The organism is Bradyrhizobium guangdongense, from assembly GCF_006483445.1.
Lineage (GTDB): Bacteria > Pseudomonadota > Alphaproteobacteria > Rhizobiales > Xanthobacteraceae > Bradyrhizobium > Bradyrhizobium guangdongense_A.
Map to the genome: position 1 here is coordinate 22740 of NZ_PPPT01000189.1, position 13679 is coordinate 36418.

General features: G+C 64.4%; 17 protein-coding genes. 8 read left to right on the forward strand and 9 right to left on the reverse strand.

Annotated features, from left to right (window positions below; translation table 11 throughout):
• The first annotated feature begins 7 nt into the window (after positions 1 to 7).
• Complete coding sequence (locus C2U70_RS25970) at positions 8 to 847, forward strand: XdhC family protein (RefSeq protein ID WP_140981474.1); 840 nt, start codon at positions 8 to 10, stop codon at positions 845 to 847.
• 9 nt (positions 848 to 856) lie between these two features.
• Entirely contained in the window at positions 857 to 1315 is a 459-nt protein-coding gene (locus C2U70_RS25975) for an SRPBCC family protein (protein ID WP_140981475.1), read from the forward strand.
• Positions 1316 to 1341: 26 nt separating this feature from the next.
• Here C2U70_RS25975 and C2U70_RS25980 read toward each other — a convergent pair whose 3' ends face one another.
• The 8 genes from C2U70_RS25980 to C2U70_RS26015 all read right to left on the reverse strand — a co-directional run bounded on the left by C2U70_RS25980 (position 1342) and on the right by C2U70_RS26015 (position 9003).
• Positions 1342 to 2376: a D-alanine--D-alanine ligase family protein gene (locus C2U70_RS25980; protein ID WP_186294475.1), complete on the reverse strand. Its 1035-nt coding sequence runs from the start codon at positions 2374 to 2376 to the stop codon at positions 1342 to 1344.
• The gene (locus C2U70_RS25985; protein WP_140981477.1) at positions 2373 to 3401 is read right to left on the reverse strand and encodes a putative zinc-binding metallopeptidase; all 1029 of its coding nucleotides are present in this window, start codon (positions 3399 to 3401) and stop codon (positions 2373 to 2375) included. The genes C2U70_RS25980 and C2U70_RS25985 overlap by 4 nt, the downstream gene beginning before the upstream one ends.
• Positions 3402 to 3657: 256 nt before the next feature.
• Positions 3658 to 4611: a ribose-phosphate pyrophosphokinase gene (locus C2U70_RS25990; protein ID WP_186294476.1), complete on the reverse strand. Its 954-nt coding sequence runs from the start codon at positions 4609 to 4611 to the stop codon at positions 3658 to 3660.
• Between the two features lie 169 nt (positions 4612 to 4780).
• Entirely contained in the window at positions 4781 to 5392 is a 612-nt protein-coding gene (locus C2U70_RS25995; protein ID WP_140981479.1) for a hypothetical protein, read from the reverse strand.
• Between the two features lie 120 nt (positions 5393 to 5512).
• A complete protein-coding gene (gene pgeF / locus C2U70_RS26000) occupies positions 5513 to 6280 on the reverse strand; it encodes a peptidoglycan editing factor PgeF (protein ID WP_140981480.1) in 768 nt (255 codons plus the stop codon).
• The gene (locus C2U70_RS26005; RefSeq protein ID WP_140981490.1) at positions 6277 to 7341 is read right to left on the reverse strand and encodes a class I SAM-dependent methyltransferase; all 1065 of its coding nucleotides are present in this window, start codon (positions 7339 to 7341) and stop codon (positions 6277 to 6279) included. The genes pgeF and C2U70_RS26005 overlap by 4 nt, the downstream gene beginning before the upstream one ends.
• An 81-nt stretch (positions 7342 to 7422) precedes the next feature.
• Positions 7423 to 8265, reverse strand: a complete 843-nt coding sequence (gene lgt / locus C2U70_RS26010) for a prolipoprotein diacylglyceryl transferase (protein WP_140981481.1) — start codon at positions 8263 to 8265, stop codon at positions 7423 to 7425.
• 6 nt (positions 8266 to 8271) lie between these two features.
• On the reverse strand, positions 8272 to 9003 hold the full coding sequence (locus C2U70_RS26015; protein ID WP_140981482.1) for a dienelactone hydrolase family protein: 732 nt from the start codon (positions 9001 to 9003) through the stop codon (positions 8272 to 8274).
• Between the two features lie 182 nt (positions 9004 to 9185).
• Between C2U70_RS26015 and C2U70_RS26020 the strand changes: the two genes are divergently transcribed.
• The 4 genes from C2U70_RS26020 to ychF all read left to right on the forward strand — a co-directional run bounded on the left by C2U70_RS26020 (position 9186) and on the right by ychF (position 12139).
• Positions 9186 to 9452, forward strand: a complete 267-nt coding sequence (locus C2U70_RS26020) for an accessory factor UbiK family protein (protein ID WP_140981483.1) — start codon at positions 9186 to 9188, stop codon at positions 9450 to 9452.
• Between the two features lie 166 nt (positions 9453 to 9618).
• On the forward strand, positions 9619 to 10350 hold the full coding sequence (locus C2U70_RS26025) for a 50S ribosomal protein L25/general stress protein Ctc (RefSeq protein WP_140981484.1): 732 nt from the start codon (positions 9619 to 9621) through the stop codon (positions 10348 to 10350).
• Between the two features lie 60 nt (positions 10351 to 10410).
• Positions 10411 to 11016 carry an aminoacyl-tRNA hydrolase gene (gene pth, locus C2U70_RS26030; RefSeq protein ID WP_140981485.1) on the forward strand — a complete coding sequence of 202 codons (606 nt, stop codon included), beginning with the start codon at positions 10411 to 10413 and terminating at the stop codon, positions 11014 to 11016.
• Between the two features lie 25 nt (positions 11017 to 11041).
• Entirely contained in the window at positions 11042 to 12139 is a 1098-nt protein-coding gene (gene ychF, locus C2U70_RS26035; RefSeq protein WP_140981486.1) for a redox-regulated ATPase YchF, read from the forward strand.
• A gap of 112 nt (positions 12140 to 12251) precedes the next feature.
• Here ychF and C2U70_RS26040 read toward each other — a convergent pair whose 3' ends face one another.
• Positions 12252 to 12548 carry a DUF4282 domain-containing protein gene (locus C2U70_RS26040; RefSeq protein WP_140981487.1) on the reverse strand — a complete coding sequence of 99 codons (297 nt, stop codon included), beginning with the start codon at positions 12546 to 12548 and terminating at the stop codon, positions 12252 to 12254.
• A 147-nt stretch (positions 12549 to 12695) separates the two neighbouring features.
• Here C2U70_RS26040 and C2U70_RS26045 point away from each other — a divergent pair, with 147 nt between their 5' ends.
• Both C2U70_RS26045 and C2U70_RS26050 read left to right on the forward strand, forming a co-directional pair.
• Entirely contained in the window at positions 12696 to 13148 is a 453-nt protein-coding gene (locus C2U70_RS26045) for a MaoC family dehydratase (protein WP_186294477.1), read from the forward strand.
• A complete protein-coding gene (locus C2U70_RS26050; RefSeq protein ID WP_140981489.1) occupies positions 13148 to 13624 on the forward strand; it encodes a MaoC family dehydratase in 477 nt (158 codons plus the stop codon). The genes C2U70_RS26045 and C2U70_RS26050 overlap by 1 nt, the downstream gene beginning before the upstream one ends.
• Positions 13625 to 13679: the final 55 nt, after the last annotated feature.

The window sequence follows — 13679 nt, forward strand, 5'->3', positions numbered from 1 at the left end:
TGTGCCGATGAGTGCCCATGTCGAAGTGCTCGATATCGTCGCCCGGATGAAGGCCGCCGAGCGTGCCTTCGTGCTCGCGACGGTGGTGCGGACGGTTTCGGTGACTGCGGCGAAGGCTGGCGCCAAGGCGATCATCGCGGCCGACGGCACCATCGTCGCGGGTTGGATCGGCGGCGGCTGCGCCAGGGGCGCGGTGCTGAAGGCGGCACGCGAGGCGCTCGCCGACGGCGAACCACGCATGGTCTCGGTGCAGCCGGAAAACCTGCTCGCCGAACTCGGTGTTCACGCGGGCGAGCAGCGCGACGGCATCCGCTTTGCGACCAACATGTGCCCGAGCAAGGGCACCATGGATATCTTTGTCGAGCCGGTGTTGCCGCATCCCTCGCTCGTCATCCTCGGTGGGAGCCCGGTGGCGCTGTCGCTCGCCGCGCAAGCGCGCACGCTCGGCTATCACGTCACGCTTGCGGCGCCATCGGCGGAGCTTTTGGCGCAGCCCGATGCCGACGCTGTCATCGACGGCTATCAACTTGGTGGCTTGAGCGAAGCCAAGCGCTTCGTTGTGGTCTCGACACAGGGCAAGGGCGACGAGGCTGCGTTGCGCGCCGCCGTTGCCACGAAGGCCGACTATCACGCCTTCGTCGGCAGCCGCCGCAAGATGGCCTCGCTGCGGGCGAAGCTGATCGCCGAAGGCGCCGACAGCACCGCAATAGATTGCGTCAAGGCGCCCGCCGGGCTCGATCTCGGCGCCATCACGCCGGAGGAGATCGCGATGTCCATTCTCGCCGAGATTACGCAGGAGCGCCGGCGCGGCCAGCGCGCCGCCAATCAAGTTTCCAGCAAGGAGTGAGGACCGACCATGCAGATGAACGACAGCCAGCGCATTCCCGCTTCCCGCGACAAGGTGTGGGCTGCGTTGAACGACCCGGATGTGCTGAAAGCCTGCATTCCCGGCTGTCAGTCGCTCGAGGTCACCGCTCCGAACGAGATGACCGCAACCGTCGTATTCAAGGTCGGCCCGGTCAAGGCGACGTTTGGCGGCAAGGTGACGCTGTCCGATCTCGATCCGCCCAACTCCTATCGCATCTCCGGTGAGGGCTCCGGTGGTGTCGCCGGCTTTGCCAAGGGTGGCGCCGTGGTTCGGCTGGAATCGGAGAGTGCCGATGTCACGGTGCTGCACTACGAGGTGGACGCCCAGATCGGCGGCAAGCTCGCGCAGCTCGGGGCGCGGCTGATCAATTCGACGGCGACGAAGCTCGCCGGTGAGTTTTTCAAGTCGTTCGCCGAAGTGGTGGGCGCGAAGGTTGAGGCGGGCTGACGCCGCTTACACTCTGGCGCTTGCCGTCAGCCCAGGGATACGCCTGCCTTGGCACGGCTGATTCCAAGCGTCAGGATGCGATGCAGGAGATCAGGATATTTGATCTTGTCGTGGAGAGCCGCGGTCGCGAACTCCTGGCTCTTCGCGATCTCGGGATTGGGGTTCGCCTCGATGAAATACGGCGTGCCGTCGGCTGAGAGACGAAAGTCGATGCGCGCATAGCCATCCAGCCCAAGTGCCCGGTAGATGCGCTTCGCGGCGCGCTGGATGCGCGCGGTCAGTTCGGGCGTCAGGTCTTTCGCCGGCCCGTCGACAATTCCGACGCGCTCCTGATAGTCGGTATCGTGCTTGGCCTTTTCGGTGGCGATGTGCCGCGACCTGCGCCCGCCCATGCTGCCAAATTTCAGTTCCCAGACCGGCAGGACGCGCAGCCGGTTGTTGCCGATCACGCCGACATACAGCTCGCGCCCCTCGATGAATTGCTCGGCGATGGCGGCGGATTCGACCCGCTCGTGGATGAAGGCAACGCGCTCCGCGAGCTTCTCGTCGGTATCGACGATGGAGGCCTGCGAGATACCGAAGGATCCATCCAGGTTCAGGCTCTTGACGATCAGCGGCAGCGCAAGATGTTTTGGACGTTTGACCTTGCGACGCATCGGGAACACGGCGAAGGCCGGCACCGCGATCCGGCGGTGATGCACCAGCGTCTTGGACAGGTCCTTGCCGCGCGCCAGGATCAGGCCGCGCGGATTGCAACCGGTATAGGGCACCTTCATCAGCTCGAGATAGCTCGCGATGTGCTGGTCGTAGGCGACGTTGTAGTGGAACTCCTCCAGCAGCGTGAATACCACGTGCGGCTTGAACTCCTCGATCGCCTCGCGGACCGGCTTGATTTCTTCCTGCGCCCCTAGCGGGCGAACCTCGTGGCCGGCCGCGCGCAAGGTGCTGACGACATCGTATTCCGTTTTCCAGGCGTTGATTTCCTGAGGCGTGTATCCGTCGGTCGTCTCCGGAGGCATGAAGTCCGGATGCATCAGCACGAGAATACGGAGGCGTCTCATAGCGCGATCCATTTGCGGCGTGATGGGCCAAACAGCGCGTGCATGGTCTTTGCCGTCAGGAGGACGGTGAAGTCCAGAACGAGCTTCTGTTCGGAGCCGACGGCCCGCAGGTCGAGCTCGCGGCAGCGCGAGATCATGTCGTCGAGCACGGCATCGAGCGTGAGCTGGTTCTCGCCCGTCCACCGCGCGACCAACTGCCGGATCTGGGCGCGGTGACGCCTGATCAGACTCGAAGCCGGTCTTGACCGATGATGCCGCGGATCGGCCGAAAACAGTCTGGAGAGATCGCGGTCGTAGGTTTTTGGCGGCGTGAAGGCGTAGAACGCCTGCTTCTTCTTGTAGTGGTCTTCGAGCGTCTGACTGAGTTGGCTCAGCGGGTCGACGCGTTCGCGCGTCGTAATCAGCGGCCGCTTGCCCGCAATCTCGCCCATCAGCTCGTCGACATATTCGAGCTTCCTGAGCGCGGGCCAGCCGGCATATCGCGTCCGCCAGTTCGAGCGTGGCCGCAGCCACACCGCAAAGGTCTCGGCAAAGTCTTCGTCCGGATGGCTCTGCGCGTACCAGAGCCGGAGATGCTGGACATAGCGCCGGCTCGCCGGATTGGGCCGGTAGTAGCGCGGATAGTGCTTTGACGACGGGCCGAACAATTGCTGCCAGCGCCGGCGGCGCTGCAACTGGTAGCCGTGCTGCAGGGCATGGCCAGCCTCATGACGCAGGATGGCCATGCACTCGCGCCAGGTGCCGCCCTCGACGTCGAACATCTTCTTCTTCTCGAGCTTCATCAAACGGGGATGGGCGAGATAGAAGGGAATCGCGATGCCGGGCACGTCTGCCGGACTGAACCATTCGCTCGATATCCAGGTATGCGGCCGCAGCCGGATGCCTCGTTCCTCGAGCTCCTCGTGAAGCGTGGCGACGCAATCCTCGAGCCAGGTGCCTTCGACCGTCACCCGCAGGCTGCTCAGGCGTTGCTGCAGCAACTGCTCGTCGGACAGCTTTTCCCAGGCGAATTTCCGTCGTGGCATCAGGCTTCCAGGAGGTGACTCGGCGTTCGGATGATGTCACGCGCCACGGCCGGCAACAACCCGTGGGGTCTGCGAGGCGTGCTGCGGCGCGACAACCTGGATTGTAGGGTGGGTTAGCCTCGCGATTGCGCGAAGCGCAATTCGCTGGGCGTAACCCACCACTTCTGTTTCCGTGGAAGCCAAAGAGGTGGGTTACGCCGAGCTGCCTGCGCTTCGCGCGGCCGCCTGGTTAACCCACCCTACGAGATCGACGTCTCTAGTCGAACAGGCTCGACACCGACTCTTCCGACGCCGTGCGCGCGATCGCGTCCGAGATCAAGCTGGCGATCGGCAGCGTGCGGATGTTCGGCGCCTTGCTCACCGCATCCGTCGGCAGGATGGAGTCGGTGATCACGAGCTCCTTCAGCTTCGAGCCCGCGATGCGCGCGGCGGCGCCGCCGGAGAGCACGCCGTGGGTGATGTAGGCGTAGACGTCCTTGGCACCCTTGGCGATCAGTGCATCGGCCGCGTTCACCAGCGTGCCGCCGGAGTCCACGATATCGTCGACCAGGATACAGGTGTGGCCGGCGACGTCACCGATCACGTTCATCACCTCTGATTCACCGGGACGCTCGCGGCGCTTGTCGACGATCGCGAGCGGGGTGTTGATGCGCTTGGCAAGACCGCGCGCTCGCGCCACGCCGCCGACGTCGGGCGAGATCACCATCACCTTGGAGAGATCGAACTTTTCCTTGATGTCGCGCACCATGATCGGCGCGGCATAGAGATTGTCGGTCGGGATGTCGAAGAAGCCCTGGATCTGGCCGGCATGCAGGTCGAGCGTCATGACGCGGTCGACGCCGGCCTGCGTGATCAGGTTCGCGACGAGCTTGGCCGAGATCGGCGTGCGCGATCCGGATTTGCGATCCTGCCGGGCGTAGCCGAAATAGGGCAGCACTGCGGTGATGCGGCGCGCCGAGGAGCGGCGCAGCGCGTCGGTGATGATCAGCAATTCCATCAGATGGTCGTTCGCCGGGAACGACGTCGACTGGATGATGAAGGCATCCGAGCCGCGGACGTTCTCCTGGATCTCGACGAAGATCTCCATGTCGGCAAACCGCCGAACCACCGCTTTCGTCAGCGGCAGATCCAGGCCTTGTGCGATGGCCTGGGCGAGAGCCGGATTGGAGTTGCCGGCAACGAGCTTGATCGAGCCGTTTTTAGCCGACATGGACGCTTCCTCCCGCGCTTTGCTGGATACGACCTTCAACATCTCAGATACCCACCGAGCACGGTTACGACGACGGGCGAGGAAATATCAGGCCGGGGGCAGCGCTGGCAACCCGGGATGCTACGTTATCCGTCGAAAATCCCGAGTCCGGCCAACACTTTGGCTGTGGTTAGCGGTCGGTATAACCGAGCGCCGAAGCGGGCATGTCGGCTTGAGCCGGTGGCGCCAGGATGCTGGCCACGGCCGGTCCGCGGAGACCGGGAACTGCGCCCGGGGAATCCCCCGGAGTTCCGTTGATCATGTTGGAAAGTCCGCTGAATCCGGCCTGAGCGATCCTCCGCAGCAGCAGGTCATCGGCAGATGCCCAGGCGTCGCGGCCGGCCTTGCCGACGGGCTCCTCGCCGGAGAGGCGGAGCGCGCGCTGCTGGTTGGAATCGTAGACGTCCCAAACCCAGGAAATCACGGTCTTGCCGCGGACCACCTGGGCGGCGAGGTAGCTGCGCACGCGATAGGCAGCCCCGCCTTCACGGGACACCACGGAGAGGTTGCGCAGCTTCGATTCGCTGTCGAGCACGTTGACCATGCGGTCGAACACGGCGGGCGGCGGACCATCGATCGATTCGAAGGCGACAGTGGCGCCGCTTCCGCTCGGAGCCATCGCATAAGAGTTGGACGCGGCGCCTCCACCGGCGCAGCCGCCGAGCGCGCAAGCCACCGCCACCAGCACGAGTGCCAGCGCCCGCGACGTCGCGCGGAGCAGGAATGGTGACGCGTCCCTCATATGGGGGCAGCGATATCGTTAAAACCGATTAACGTCTAGGGCGGGGGAGCCACAGGTCTTACGCGAAACGAAATTCGCTCGCGATTGCCGTGACTTGCGTTTGCCTGATTCCCTGAATGTTCACGCTTCGAGCGCAATCGCGTGGATGTGCCGGCCGTAATCCGGCTCCTTCCGATGCACCGAACGGCGATAGCTGAAGAAGCGTTCGTCGGCATAAGTGTCGATGCCGATGTCGTCGATCATCAAGATGCCGGCGCGTTCCAGGCGCTGGCGGATGAAGCCGGCGAGATCGAACATCGCGTGGCCCTCGCGCACCGAGGGAATGAAGAACACGGCATTGTCGGCGTCCGCCTCGACAAAGCGCGTGACGAATTCGTTGCCGACCTCGTAGGAGGCCTGGCGGATCAGCGGCCCGATCGCGGCGATGATGCCGCTGCGCGTGGCACCCAATTTCTCCATCGCGTCGATGGTCGATTCCAGCACGCCTGTCAGCGCGCCCTTCCAGCCGGCATGCGCGCCGCCGATCACGCGCGCCTGGGGATCGACGAACAGCACCGGGCCGCAATCGGCGGTGGACACGCCGAGCGCAATGCCGGGCGTGTTCGTGACCAGCGCATCGCCCTTGGGGCGCGGACCTGCCGGCCATGCGCCGTCGGCGACGAGGACATCAGGCGAGTGGATCTGGTGCAGGCTGATGAAGCGCTCGGGCGCGACGCCGACATGCTCGGCCATGCGGCGGCGGTTCTCGGCGACATTGGCTGGGTCGTCATTGGAGCCGAGCCCGCCATTGAGCGCTGCATAGATCCCGCTGGACACGCCGCCCTCGCGGGTGAAGAAGGCGTGGCGCAGGCCGGGAACGGCCGCAAGCAGCGACGAGCCAAATGTCATGATGCGCTTTCGTCTTCCTCGGTATGGTCGCTCAGCGCTGCGATCCCGGTCAGCCGCGGCTCGGACACGCAGAGCACCTTGAACATCGAGCCCATGCCGCCGCGTCCGGTATCGATCAGGCGCTTTTGCGCGGCGACGATGTCGTTGGAAACCTCAGGCGTGGCCTTCTGCATCAGCGCGGCCGCGCGGGTGTCGATGCCGAGGCGCTTCAGGAACTCGCCCTGCGTCACCGGGCCATGCACGCGGGCGCCGACGTCTTCCGCCGCGCGCGCCAGCGCCTGGAAGTCGACATGCGCCGTCACGTCGGCCTGGCCCGGCGCCTTCAACGGATCGGTGAAGGTGTGGCGCGCGATGGCCTGGAACGTGTCGCCGGCATCGCTACGCAGATGGCCGTAATCGATGATCAGTGCCGCACCGTCCTGGTCGCGCACGCGGGTTGCGAGCTTCATCATCTCGGCATCGGGGCGCCATTCGAACACGGCGCCGACGGGCGCCGCGCGCACCAGCGGCGGCAGCAGCACGTCGAAGCGCGGCGTCGGCTCGGCGGCCGCGCCGAAGACCAGCTTGCCGTTGGCGTCGATGTCGACCACGCGCTCATGCCAGCCAGTCTCGCGCTTCACCATCTGGTGGATCGGCAGCACGTCGAAATATTCGTTGGCGAGGATGATGCACGGGCCTTCGGGCACGTCGTCGATATTGTCGTGCCAGGCGATGTTGCGCACGCCCGACAATGTCGTCTTCTGGCGCTCGCGCAGCACCGGGTTGACCTCGACCATATGGACGCTCAGCGCCTGGTAGAGCGGCGGTAGCACGCGCAGCGCCCGCAGCGCATCCGCCATCATGGTGCCTCGGCCGGGCCCGAGCTCGATCAGCCGCAGCAATTGCGGCGAGCCCATCTGTTTCCACACCGATGCCGTCCACAGTCCCAGGAGCTCGCCGAACATCTGGCTGACCTCGGGCGCCGTGGTGAAGTCGCCCTCCCGTCCCAGCGGATCGCGCGAGACGTAGTAGCCGTAGCGCGGGTGCATCAGGCACAGTTCCATGTAGCGCCAGACCGGCATCGGTCCGGATGATTTGATCAGCGCCTTGATCTCGTTCAACAGCGCAGAAGATTCGCTCACAACCTGCCTTCTCGAAATGAATTAATGAATGGCCTCCGCGGTGTCGGACGCTCCGCGCCGTACCGCCAATACAATAAGTATGACACCGACAATAAGCATCGGGATCGACAACAGCGCGCCCATGGTTAACCCGCCCCACAGGAATCCGAGCTGGGGGTCCGGTTCGCGAAAGTGCTCGCCGGTGATGCGGGCCAGCCCGTAGATCAGGATGAAGCTGCCGAGGATTAACCCGGGCCGCTTCAACGCGCCAAAACGGATCATCACCGCGAGCACGGTGAACAGCAAGATGCCTTCGAGCCCGGCTTCATAGAGCTGGCTCGGGTGGCGCGGCAGCGGTCCGCCCGTGGGGAAGATCACGGCCCAGGGCAGGTTTGGGTCGGCGAGGCGACCCCACAACTCGCTGTTGATGAAGTTGGCGAGGCGCCCGAGGAACAGGCCGATCGGTCCGACCGCGGTGGTGATGTCGCCGAGCGACAGGATCGAGATGCCGTTGCGGCTGGCAAACCACATCACCGCGACGACGCAGCCGAGGAAGCCGCCGTGGAACGACATGCCGCCTTCCCACAATTTGAACATCGCGGCGGGATGCTCGATGAAGAAGGGCAGGTTGTAGAACAGCACGTAGCCGGTGCGGCCGCCGAGGATGATGCCGAGCGTCACCCAGAGAATGAAGTCGTCGAGCTGGACCAGCGACATCGGCGGCGGCCCGCCCCAGAGCCTCTCCTTCTTGACCAGCGAGCGCGCATAGAGCCAGCCGATCACGATGCCGCCGATATAGGCGAGAGCATACCAGCGGATCGCAAACGGCCCGAGCGACAGAGCGATCGGGTCGAAGGACGGGAAGTTGATCAGGAGAGGGAGCATCAGGCCCTAAACTAGATTGCGGTGATAGAGCGCCAGCAGGCGCTCCCAGTGCCGTTCGGCTGCGTCACGTTCGTAGACCGGACGCTTGGGGAAGGCAAAACCGTGATGGGTGCCGGGATAGATCTCGACCTCGGCATTCGCCCCCTTCATGCTCTCGGCGACCTTCGCGATCACCTCCGGCGGTGCGTAGATGTCGGTCTCGGCGCAGGCGAAATAGAGCTCGGCCTTGGTCTTCTTGGCCGCGAGATGCGGGCTGTTGTCTTCGTCGGTCGCCAGATGCGTGCCGTAGATCGAGGCCGCGGCCTTCACGCGGTCGGGGAAATGCGTCGCGGCGTTGACGGCGTAGCGGCCGCTCATGCAGTAGCCGACGGTGCCGACGATCTTGGTGTTCGCGGCCGCTTGCGTTTCCGCGTAGGCGAGCAGCGCCTTGGTGTCTTCCATGATCATGGGAATATTGAGCGAGGCCATAAGCTGGAACATGCGCTTGCGTTCCGGCGAATTCGGGTCGGCTGGCAACGGTCCCAGCTCCATCACGCCGGAGCGGTAATAGAGGTTCGGCAGCATCACGTAATAGCCCGACGTGCCGAGCCGGCGCGCCATGTCGCGCAGCTCCTCGCGGATCGCCGGCGCATCCATGTAGAAGATGATGACCGGGAAGGGACCGCCGCGCTCGGGATGGGTGATGAAGGTGGTGGTCGATCCGTCCTTGGTCGCAATCTCGATCCGCTGGTCGATCATGTCGGTCTTTCGCCAATGATTATTGTCGTGTGATTCTTTGCAGGACTGATGAGTACGATTGCAAGGAAACCGGGGCATGACAAGGATACCGCGCGCCGGTCTGATCGGCCCTTGAACCGCGGCGTCTGGATTGCCATTGTCTTCTGCAGTTTCAGTCCGCGCACAGCCTTCCGGAGATCGCCATGACCCAGACCAACAACCGGTTTTTCGACGAGATCGGACGTCTCATGAACGATGCTGCCGGCGCTGCCCAGGGCGTCAAGCGCGAGTTCGACACGGTGATGCGCACGCAGGCGGAAAAATTCCTGCGCGACATGGACCTCGTCAAGCGCGAGGAGTTCGAGGCGGTCAAGGACATGGTTCGTCTCGCCCGCGAGGAGAACGAGGCGCTGAAGGCGCGGATCACAGCGCTGGAGGCCAGGCTCGCGACCCCGCCCGCAAGTTCCTGAGCTATTCTACGGGGCCTGAAAGCGGCCCAATCTCCTTGTCATTTCGGCACTTTGCGGCTAAAAGCCCGCCACGTCCGCGGCCCCCGCACCCCTGGAGGCTTGCTGCGGACAAGCCATGGGCCGCGCTGCGGCCCATTAACTTTTGCAAAAACAAGGACTTAAGACTATGGCGACCGTCAAGGAATTGAAGGCGACCGCACGTCCGAAGAGCGGCAAGGGGGCCGCCCGGGCAGAGCGTCGCGCCGGGAGAGTGCCCGGAGTGATCTATGGAAACAACCAGCCCCCCGTGACGATCTCGATCGAAGATCGTGAACTGCGCCAGCGCATCCTGGCCGGCCGGTTCCTGACCACCCTGGTCGACATCGACCTCGAGGGCAAGAAGCACCGCGTGATTCCGCGCGACTTCCATCTCGACCCGGTCAAGGATTTTCCGATCCATGTCGACTTCATGCGGCTCGGCGAAGGCGCCACCATCCGCATCAGCGTGCCCCTGCACGTCGTGAAGGCGGAAGCCTCGCCCGGTATCAAGCGCGGCGGCACGGTCAACATCGTTGCGCACGCGATCGAGCTCGAATGCTCGGTCGAGAACATCCCGCAATACATCGAGGTCGATGTCGGCACGCTCGAAATCGGTCACTCCCTGCATCTGGCGGACGTCAAGCTTCCGTCGGGCGTCAAGGCGCTGACCCGCGAGGACGCAACGCTCGTCACCATCGTGCCGCCCTCGGGCTACGCGGAAGAGCAGAAGGCGGCGGCTGCGGCTGCAGCCGGTGCTGCTGCTCCGGGTGCTGCGCCTGCGGCTGCTGCTCCGGCGGCTGGTGCTGCGGCGCCGGCAGCGGGTGCTGCTGCTCCGGCGGCGGCTGCCAAGGCTCCGGCCGGCGGCGACAAGAAGAAGTAATCTCTTAGAGAGCCGGCGCGCGGTCCCTGATCGCGCGCCGAGCGAGGGGCGCGCCGCGTCATGCGACTCTTTGTTGGGCTCGGCAATCCCGGCGCGAAATACGCACGTAACCGGCACAATATCGGCTTCATGGCCGTCGACGAGATTGCGCGGCGTCATGGTTTTGCACCATGGCGCCGTCGCTTTCAGGGCGAGACTTCGGAAGGCACGCTCGACACCGAGCGCGTCATCCTGATCAAGCCCACGACCTACATGAACGAGTCCGGCCGCGCCGTTCAGGAAGCTGCCAGCTTCTTCAAGATCGAGCCGCGCGACGTCACGGTGTTTCAGGACGAGCTCGAACTGCCGCCGGGCAAGGTGCGGGTGAAGATGGGCGGCGGCATCGCCGGCCATAATGGGCTGCGCTCGATCTCCGCGCATATCGGCAACGAGTATCGCCGGGTGCGGCTCGGCATCGGTCATCCCGGCGTCAAGGAATTCGTGCACGCGCATGTGCTGTCGGATTTCGCCAAGGCCGACGACGAGTGGGTGAGAACGTTGTGCGACGCCGTTGCCGAGCACGCCGGACTGCTCGCCAAGGGCGCGGATGCGACGTTTGCCAACAAGGTTCATCTCGCCATGCAGGCGAAGGGATTTTTGACCAAGGACGAGAACGGCAAGGAATAACGGCGCCGTTTTCTTAGAGGACGACATGGGATTCAAATGCGGAATTGTCGGGTTGCCAAATGTCGGCAAGTCGACCTTGTTCAACGCGCTGACCGAGACGGCAGCCGCGCAGGCGGCGAACTATCCGTTCTGCACGATCGAGCCCAATGTCGGCGAAGTCGCCGTGCCCGATCCGCGGCTCGACAAGCTCGCAGCCATCGCCAAGTCGGGGCAGATCATTCCGACGCGGCTGACCTTCGTCGACATCGCCGGCCTCGTGCGCGGCGCTTCCAAGGGTGAAGGCCTCGGCAACCAGTTCCTGGCCAACATCCGCGAGGTCGACGCCATCGCGCATGTCGTGCGCTGCTTTGAGGACTCCGACATCACCCATGTCGAAGGCAAGATCGCGCCGCTCGCCGACATCGAAACCATCGAGACCGAGCTGATGCTCGCCGATCTCGACAGTCTCGAGAAGCGGGTCGACAACCTCAGCAAGAAAGCCAAGGGCAACGACAAGGACGCCAAGGAGCAGCTCGACCTCGTCAACCGGACGCTGGTGCTGCTGCGCGAGGGCAAGCCCGCGCGCCTCGTCGAGCGCAAGGCCGAGGAGGAGCGTGCCTTCGGTATGCTGGGATTGCTCTCCTCAAAGCCCGTGCTCTATGTCTGCAACGTCGAGGAAGGCTCGGCCGCAACCGGCAATGCCTTCTCCAAGGCGGTCGAGGAGCAGGCGGCGAAGGAGGGCGCGGTCGCCGTCGTCATCTCCGCCAAGATCGAATCCGAGATCGCGACCATCTCGCGTGAAGAGCGCGCCGACTTCCTGGAGACGCTGGGTCTGGAAGAAGCCGGCCTCGATCGCCTGATCCGCGCCGGCTATACGCTGCTCGACCTCATCACCTATTTCACGGTGGGCCCGAAGGAAGCGCGCGCCTGGACCATCCATCGCGGCACAAAAGCCCCGGCCGCCGCGGGCGTGATCCACACCGATTTCGAGAAGGGTTTCATCCGCGCCGAGACCATCGCCTATGACGACTACGTCGCGCTGGGCGGCGAAGCCGGCGCCCGCGATGCCGGCAAGCTGCGGCTCGAAGGCAAGGAATACGTCGTCGCCGACGGCGACGTGATGCATTTCCGGTTTAATACGTGACGGTCGTCATTCCGGGGCGCGCGTAGCGCGAACCCGGAATCCATTCATCCATTTTCTCTGAGGCTCGATGGATTCCGGGCTCGCGCCTTTCGGCGCGCCCCGGAATGACGAGCTAGCGCATCCCGCTGCCCTGGTCGCGGATCGCGCCGAGATGCTCGTTGATGCGGAACACGATCAGGATGAATTCCGCGATGATGCGCGAGAACACGATGCCGACCACGACGCTCGCGATCGAGTAGAGCACGACGAGGAAACCGCCGAACGGGCTGATCGCCATCGCAGCGAGCCCAGAGAAGATGCCGGAGATGCCGAACAGGCAGATCAGCGCGATCACCAGCACGTAGAAGGTCTTGATGATCGTCGGCGTGATGAAGCGGTCCCACTGGAACAGGTCGCTGAATGCAAACATTGGTCTCCCCCGGCAAATCGGGTCGCGTGAGTTTGGCTCGGTCAGGCAGGCCCGACTCGTCGAATGTAGCACGTGCCATGCGGCCGGGCGGGTTGAGATTGCCGCAAAGTGCGGCCACAATCTGTCATTCCCTCTGGCTTCCCCAAGATGACCCTGACATTCGAAGATTTCCCGCCCGGCCGGTTCGGCTCGTTCGGCCCGCGCCATGTCACCCGCGACGAGATTTTGGCCTTCGCCGCCGAGTTCGATCCGCAGCCGATGCATCTGGACGAAGAGGCGGCGGCCAAAAGCATGCTCAAGGGCCTGTCCGGCTCGGGCTGGCATCTCTGCTCGCTGATGATGCGGATGATGGCGGACAGTTTCATCACGCGCGCGGCCTCGCTCGGCTCGCCCGGCGTCGACGAAGTGCACTGGCTCTCTCCGTTGCGGCCCGGCGACGATCTCACGCTCGATGTCGACGTGCTGGAGGCGCGGACCTCGAAGAGCCGTCCTGAACTCGGCATCGTTAAATTCAAATGCACCGCGCGCAACGCCAGGGGACAGGTGCTGTGCGAGATGACATCGCCGATCCTCATCAAGCGGCGCGAGGGAGCGGCCTGATGCGGTTCTTCGAGGACATCCAGATCGGCCAGCGCCGCGAGATCGGGTCGCACACCTTTACCGCCGAGGCGATCAAGACCTTTGCCGCCAAATTCGATCCGCAGCGCTTCCACCTCGACGAGGAGGAGGGCAAGAAATCGCTGTTCGGCGGGCTCGCGGCTTCAGGCTGGCATGTTGGCTCCGCCTGCATGCGGTTGCTGGTCGATGACGGCCGTCGCATGACGCAGGAAGCGGTGGCGCGCGGCGACAAGCTCGCGGTGTGGGGCCCGTCGCCGGGCTTTCGCGATTTGCGCTGGATCCGTCCGGTGCTCGCCGGCGACACCATTTCCTTCGTCAATGTCGTGACCGACAAGCGCACATCCGGCTCGCGCCCGGGCTGGGGCATTTTGCAGGCGACCACCACAGGCACGAACCAGCGTGGCGAAGAGGTCTATTCCATCACTGCGACGGCCTTTGTACCGATGCGCGAGGCCTAGTGCCTGCTTCACCTCGCCCCGCTTGCGGGGAGAGGTCGGATTGCATCGAAGATGC

What these genes read in the sequence shown, in the direction of transcription:
- lgt (WP_140981481.1), bottom strand. Translation starts at nt 8,265, where the DNA reads ATGCTCCCTCTCCTGATCAACTTCCCGTCCTTCGACCCGATCGCTCTG.
- C2U70_RS26050 (WP_140981489.1), top strand. Translation starts at nt 13,148, where the DNA reads ATGCGGTTCTTCGAGGACATCCAGATCGGCCAGCGCCGCGAGATCGGG.
- pgeF (WP_140981480.1), bottom strand. Translation starts at nt 6,280, where the DNA reads ATGACATTTGGCTCGTCGCTGCTTGCGGCCGTTCCCGGCCTGCGCCAC.
- C2U70_RS26020 (WP_140981483.1), top strand. Translation starts at nt 9,186, where the DNA reads ATGACCCAGACCAACAACCGGTTTTTCGACGAGATCGGACGTCTCATG.
- C2U70_RS25975 (WP_140981475.1), top strand. Translation starts at nt 857, where the DNA reads ATGCAGATGAACGACAGCCAGCGCATTCCCGCTTCCCGCGACAAGGTG.
- C2U70_RS25980 (WP_186294475.1), bottom strand. Translation starts at nt 2,376, where the DNA reads ATGAGACGCCTCCGTATTCTCGTGCTGATGCATCCGGACTTCATGCCT.
- ychF (WP_140981486.1), top strand. Translation starts at nt 11,042, where the DNA reads ATGGGATTCAAATGCGGAATTGTCGGGTTGCCAAATGTCGGCAAGTCG.
- pth (WP_140981485.1), top strand. Translation starts at nt 10,411, where the DNA reads ATGCGACTCTTTGTTGGGCTCGGCAATCCCGGCGCGAAATACGCACGT.
- C2U70_RS25970 (WP_140981474.1), top strand. Translation starts at nt 8, where the DNA reads ATGAGTGCCCATGTCGAAGTGCTCGATATCGTCGCCCGGATGAAGGCC.
- C2U70_RS25990 (WP_186294476.1), bottom strand. Translation starts at nt 4,611, where the DNA reads ATGTCGGCTAAAAACGGCTCGATCAAGCTCGTTGCCGGCAACTCCAAT.
- C2U70_RS26045 (WP_186294477.1), top strand. Translation starts at nt 12,696, where the DNA reads ATGACCCTGACATTCGAAGATTTCCCGCCCGGCCGGTTCGGCTCGTTC.
- C2U70_RS26015 (WP_140981482.1), bottom strand. Translation starts at nt 9,003, where the DNA reads ATGATCGACCAGCGGATCGAGATTGCGACCAAGGACGGATCGACCACC.
- C2U70_RS26005 (WP_140981490.1), bottom strand. Translation starts at nt 7,341, where the DNA reads ATGCCGGTCTGGCGCTACATGGAACTGTGCCTGATGCACCCGCGCTAC.
- C2U70_RS26025 (WP_140981484.1), top strand. Translation starts at nt 9,619, where the DNA reads ATGGCGACCGTCAAGGAATTGAAGGCGACCGCACGTCCGAAGAGCGGC.
- C2U70_RS25995 (WP_140981479.1), bottom strand. Translation starts at nt 5,392, where the DNA reads ATGAGGGACGCGTCACCATTCCTGCTCCGCGCGACGTCGCGGGCGCTG.
- C2U70_RS26040 (WP_140981487.1), bottom strand. Translation starts at nt 12,548, where the DNA reads ATGTTTGCATTCAGCGACCTGTTCCAGTGGGACCGCTTCATCACGCCG.
- C2U70_RS25985 (WP_140981477.1), bottom strand. Translation starts at nt 3,401, where the DNA reads ATGCCACGACGGAAATTCGCCTGGGAAAAGCTGTCCGACGAGCAGTTG.